The organism is Methylobacterium sp. E-041 (assembly GCF_022829665.1).
Lineage (GTDB): Bacteria > Pseudomonadota > Alphaproteobacteria > Rhizobiales > Beijerinckiaceae > Methylobacterium.
In genome coordinates this window covers 1-2,296 of record NZ_JAKSYQ010000034.1, presented here as the reverse complement: position 1 = coordinate 2,296, position 2,296 = coordinate 1, and the positions used below count along the sequence as shown (strand labels likewise).

Sequence of the window (2,296 nt, the reverse complement as noted above, 5' to 3'; positions counted from 1 at the left end):
ACAACCGCAGTCAGGTCGAGCACCTCTGGGCCAGGCTCAAGGAATGGCGTGCCATCGCCACCCGCTACGAGAAGACCGCCGCCAGCTTCATGGGCGTCCTCTCCCGCGCTGTAGCCCTCGATTGGCTCAAGCGATGACACGCCCTAGTCGTCGACGGCCAGGTGGAGATATTCCCAGCCGATGCCGCAGCTCTTGCCCTGGCCCGTGCGCTCGCCGGTGATGCGATGGCCCACGCGCTCGAAGCGGCCGAGCTTCTTGATGTCGATGTGGATCAACTCGCCTGGCTTCGCGCGTTCGTAGCGCTGGACGGGCGCGGGTGGTTCGATGTCGCCGAGGCGGCTCAGGCCGTGCCGACGCAGCACCCGGCTGACGGTGGCCGGCGACACAGCCAGATCACGGGCGATCTGCTGGCCGGTCAGGCGCTGCCGACGCAAGCGCACAATCGCCTCCTGCGTCTCGTCCGAGGTCGGCCGATACAGGGTATGGGGTCGCGACGAGCGGTCCTGCAGCCCGGCGTGTCCTTCGGCTTCGAAGCGGGCCACCCACTTGCGCACCGTCTTGGCACAGACCCCCATTGTCGCGGCCACTACCTTCGGAGCGAGCCCGCTCCGCGCCAGCCGCTCTCGATCCGACGGCGTCAAACGCGCATTCTGGTGAATGTTCATCCGGTCTCTCCGAGGGCTCTGAAGTTTCGCAACGACAGCTTTTCTCGCTGCTGACCGGATGAACAACCTATTGAAGGCCCACACCTGTGCTCACGAAAGGCGTGGCTGGTGTATTCAAGGTCCCCGACAACCCACTTGGGCACGCCGGGAAGTTGGTCGAGCAGCGGAACCGCATGGGGCAGTTCATGGGCCTGACCGGGCGCCAGCTGGAAGGCGATGGCGCGGCCCTGCCCGTCGGCGATCACACAAGCCTTAGTCCCATAGCCGCCACGCGAGCGGCCAAGAGTGTTGCTGGGGTTCACACCGTACACCACCGCTTAGAGCGTTTTCCGTGTGCGCTGAATCGGGCAGGTGGGGTTCACTTGGCGCTGTTAGGCGGACTCACTGATCGCTCTGGAGGAGGAGCAACGGCTGGGACGACCCTACAGCCAGGACCTGCGCGAGCGGGTGGTGGAAGCCGCTGCGCCGGCAAGCGGCGGCGTGGTTTGGAGTCGGTGTCGCTACCTCGATCCGTTGGATGGCTGCGCTAAGGACGACCGGGACAGTGGCGGCCCGTCCCCAAGGACGGGCACGCCGCTCGAAGCTCGGTCCGCACGAGGCGTTCCTGCGCAGCCTGATCGACGGACAAGACGACATCACCCTGGAGGAGATGCGCGCCCGGCTTCGGGACGAGCACGATCTGACGGTCGGGTTCGGGACCTTGTGGAGCTTCCTCGACGCACGCGACCTGACGTACAAAAAAAGACAGCTCACGCCACCGAGCGGGAACGCCCGGATGTGAAGGCGGCGCGCGAGGCGTAGTTTGCGGGTCAGCCCGACCTCGATCCAACCCCCCCTCGTCTTCCTGGATGAGACCTGGACCTCGACCAACATGGCCCGCACCCGCGGGCGTCCGCCGCTCGGCGAGCGGCTGTGCTCGCCTGTGTCGCATGGCTATTGGAAGATCACGACCTTAGTGGCGGGCCTGCGCCTGTCCGGGATCGCCGCCCCGTTCGTGCGGGATGGGCCGATCAACCGGGACGCCTTCCAGACCTACGTCGATCGCGTCCTGGTGCCCAAACTCGTCCCCGGCGACATCGTCGTCATGGACAACCTCGGCAGCCACAAAGGACCGGCCGTACGGGCAGCCATCGAAGCGGTCGGCGCACGGCTCCTGTTCCTCTCGCCCTAAAGCTCCGCCTTCAACCCCATCAGGGGATACCCCACTCGAATTGTCGATTGGGGACCCCTCAGGTGGCGTTCTCGAAGCTGAAGGCGCCGCTGCGTAAAGCTGCCGAACGCACTATCAAGGGACTGTGGTCGGCAATCGGATACCTCATTGACACCGTTACCCCAGACGAGTGCGCCAACTTCTTCAAAGCCACAGGATACGAACCAGATTAAACCGAAAACGCTCTAGAGATGCCAGTCAGCGCTTCCATTGAAGTAAAAATTTGCAACGTTGTTGCTATTGTTGCCGGCATGATTGATCGCTAAGTCGCCCGCATAGGTTTGCCCGTCGAGCGTGACCTGATGGACGTAGAGGTTGCGATCGTTGCCCCAGCCGTTGTCGGCGTTGTCGATGAACTTCACCGCGACATCGTGAGCGCCTGAGCCGAAGTTGCCCGTCAGGGTGATGTCCTGGGTCTGAC

General features: G+C 64.2%; 2 protein-coding genes and 3 pseudogenes. 2 read left to right on the top strand and 3 right to left on the bottom strand.

All coding sequences use genetic code 11. From position 1 onward, the window contains the following. The coding region (locus tag MKK70_RS01850; protein WP_409568232.1) for a transposase at window positions 1-137 on the top strand (137 nt) is incomplete at its 5' end. A gap of 9 nt (window positions 138-146) precedes the next feature. On the opposite strand, the pseudogene MKK70_RS01845 reads toward MKK70_RS01850, so the two are convergent. Together MKK70_RS01845 and MKK70_RS01840 are read right to left on the bottom strand one after the other, a co-directional pair. After that, window positions 147-665: pseudogene (locus tag MKK70_RS01845) on the bottom strand (helix-turn-helix domain-containing protein); the annotation flags it as partial. 86 nt (window positions 666-751) lie between these two features. Next, window positions 752-949, bottom strand: a pseudogene (locus MKK70_RS01840) (transposase); the annotation flags it as partial. A 127-nt stretch (window positions 950-1,076) separates the two neighbouring features. Here MKK70_RS01840 and MKK70_RS01835 point away from each other — a divergent pair. Next, a pseudogene (locus MKK70_RS01835) lies at window positions 1,077-2,048 on the top strand (IS630 family transposase). Between the two features lie 12 nt (window positions 2,049-2,060). Here MKK70_RS01835 and MKK70_RS01830 read toward each other — a convergent pair. Continuing rightward, window positions 2,061-2,296: carbohydrate-binding domain-containing protein (locus MKK70_RS01830; protein ID WP_243945568.1), on the bottom strand; the 236-nt coding region annotated here is incomplete at its 5' end.